The sequence below is a fragment of the Photobacterium sp. OFAV2-7 genome, assembly GCF_022347985.1.
GTDB lineage: Bacteria > Pseudomonadota > Gammaproteobacteria > Enterobacterales > Vibrionaceae > Photobacterium.
Genome location: NZ_JAKRFQ010000673.1, coordinates 1 through 2,956, shown reverse-complemented (window position 1 = coordinate 2,956; position 2,956 = coordinate 1). Strand labels below are relative to the sequence as shown.

At 47.0% G+C, this 2,956-nt stretch carries 3 protein-coding genes; all 3 read left to right on the top strand.

All coding sequences use genetic code 11. The features are described 5' to 3' along the window. On the top strand, positions 1-737 hold a 737-nt coding region (locus MHN01_RS22840), incomplete at its 5' end, for a porin (protein WP_239413642.1). Positions 738-832: 95 nt separating this feature from the next. Next, positions 833-2,488 (top strand): bifunctional UDP-sugar hydrolase/5'-nucleotidase UshA, encoded by a 1,656-nt coding sequence (ushA, locus tag MHN01_RS22835; RefSeq protein WP_239413641.1) that lies wholly within the window; start codon positions 833-835, stop codon positions 2,486-2,488. Positions 2,489-2,540: 52 nt separating this feature from the next. Then, positions 2,541-2,956: lamin tail domain-containing protein (locus tag MHN01_RS22830; protein WP_239413640.1), on the top strand; the 416-nt coding region annotated here is incomplete at its 3' end.

Sequence of the window (2,956 nt, the reverse complement as noted above, 5' to 3'; positions counted from 1 at the left end):
TGCGCATCATCATCGATAAAGCGTACGTTGGTTACAACGTAACTAAAGGCCACTCAATCGAGTTCGGTCGTACTGATACTGCATACGACCACGTTGACGCATTCGGTGACGTAACTAACGAACTAGGTCTTGGTATCTCCGAAGCAGGTGACCAGGACAGCACTATCAAGTACCGCGGTAAGTTCGGTAACGTGAAAGTGGGTATCTCTCACTCTGTTGAAGGTTGGGATGGCGACACTGATGACTTCGGTCACCCTGTGAAGTACAGCTACGAAACAGATTCACTATTCGGCAAAGTAACTAACGGTTACATCGGCTACTACGGTGACACATTCACTGTACTTGCAGGTGCTGAAGAAGGTGACGAAACATCTATCTACTCGCTACACGGTGAAGTTGAGCTAGGCAAATTCACTCTTGCTGGTCTTGCATTCGACGAAACCAAAAACTTCGACCGCGGCGCAGACACTACTGAAAAAGGTGTAAACCTGGGTGGTAAGTACGCTCTTACAGAGAAACTAAACCTGCTTGCTAACGTTAACTACTCTGACTCTGACGCATTTGCAGATAAAGCATACTTTGGTGTTGTTGGTGCTGAATACCGCTACGCATCTAACGTGAAGCTGGCTGCTGAAGTTGCATTCGGTGATGTACTTAAAGGTGAGCGCGATGCAAATGGTAAGAAGACCACTGAATCAGGTGCACTTGGCTACCTAATGGCTTACTACTGGTTCTAAGGTAACTCCTTACATTTAGAACAACTAGAGAGCTGATCTTTCGTCCCTTGATTGGCTCTCTCTTTTCTTCCCTCCCTCTTCAAATAAGGCGTCTCATGAAAAAGATCGTTTTATCGGCACTCGCACTTGCGGTTGCAACCGGATGCACAGCCCAAAATTCTGCCCAGGAACCAGCACATGAGTGGGTTCAGGGTCAAGAATATAACCTAACCATTCTTCATACCAATGATAACCACGGCAACTTCTGGCAGAACAAATACGGCGAACGCGGTATGGCTGCCCGTGCCACACTGATCAATGAAATTCGCGCTGAAGTTCAAGCAGAAGGCGGTTCTGTCCTTCTTTTATCAGGCGGTGATATCAACACAGGTGTGCCAGAGTCAGATCTGCAAGATGCAGAGCCAGATTTCATTGGTATGAACATGCTAGGTTACGATGCAATGGCTGTCGGTAACCATGAATTTGACAACCCGCTTGATGTACTTGCCAAGCAGGAAGGCTGGGCTGAATTCCCATTCCTTGCCGCTAACATCTACAAAGATGGCGAACGTATGTTCGATGCGTACAAAATCTTTAACAAGCAAGGCATTAAGATCGCTGTTATTGGTTTGACAACTGAAGACACTGCCAAGATCGGTAACCCGGAATACATCGACGCAGTTGAGTTCAAAGATCCTAAAGAAGAAGCCAAGCAAGTCATTGCCGAGCTAAAAAGCAAGCACAATCCTGATGTGATCATTGCAGCAACGCATATGGGCCACTATCAAGATGGCCAACACGGTTCAAACGCAGCGGGTGACGTGAAGCTTGCTCGTTACCTGAACGAAGGCGATCTTGACATGATTGTAGGCGGTCACTCGCAAGAGCCTGTCTGCATGGAAGGTCCGAACATGTACAACAAGAACTTCCACCCGGGTGACGCGTGTCAGCCGGATCAGCAGAACGGCACCTGGATTGTTCAGGCGCATGAGTGGGGTAAATACGTTGGCCGTGCTGACTACACCTTCAAAAACGGTGAGTTCACACTAAAATCATACGACCTTATTCCTGTTAACCTGAAGAAGAAAATCAAGGTTGACGGCAAGAAAGTTCGCGTCTTCATCCAAGACGAGATCCCACAAGACAAGGCTGTTTTCGATACCCTGAAGCCATTCCAGGACAAAGGCCAGGCAGCGCTTAACGTGAAGATCGGTACGTCCAACGGTGATCTGGTCGGTGAGCGTAAGATCGTACGTAATAACCAGACAAATCTTGGTCGTCTAATCGCAACGGCTCACAAAGAGCGTGCCAAAGCGGACTTCGCTGTTATGAACTCTGGTGGTGTTCGTGCCTCTATCGCTGGCGGCGATATCACCTACAAAGATGTTCTGACAGTACAGCCATTCGGCAACATCGTGACTTACGTCGATATGACGGGTGCCGAAGTTCAGGACTACCTGAATGTTGTTGGTACCAAATCTAAAGATTCAGGCGCCTACGCTCAGTTCTCCGGTATTACCATGACAGTAAACGGCGACAAAGTGACTGACGTGAAGATTGACGGTAAAGCACTGAACGAAAAAGACACTTACCGCTTCACCATTCCTTCCTTCAATGCTGCTGGCGGTGACGGTTACCCGAACATCACTCAGCATCCGGCATTTGTGAACACTGGCTATGTAGATGCAGAAGTACTGAAAGATTTCATCGAATCGAAAGGTGCTGTTGATGTAACTGAATTCCAGCCAAACGGCGAAATTGTCTACAAATAATAATGATATATCGCCCTGTTAGGGATAACAGGGCTTCTTTAGGGTGAAAATCATGAAAAAATCCATTCTCGCACTTTCTATTGGTGCTGCAGTTTCGTGTGGTGCTCAAGCGAATATCATCATCTCAGAAACCACAGAAAGCTCTGGCTATAACAAAGCAATCGAAATTGCTAACACCGGCAGCGAAACTGTTCCACTAACAGGCTATACATTAGCTAAAGCCTCAAATGGTGGTGGTTCTTGGGATCAAACACTCGATTTAAGCGCATACACACTCGCACCAAACGAAACCTTGGTTATTGTTCACGACAGCAGCGTAGAAGGTAAAGTTTCTGATACGCTAATCGCTGCTGCCGATATCCGCGACGGTAATGTGACCAACTTTAACGGTGATGATGCAATAGCGTTATTGAAAGACGGCGTTGAGCACGACGTCATGGGCAAGAAAGATGTAAAAGAAGATTATAA

Coding starts and splice junctions, on each gene's coding strand:
- ushA (WP_239413641.1), top strand. CDS start 833: ATGAAAAAGATCGTTTTATCGGCACTCGCACTTGCGGTTGCAACCGGA.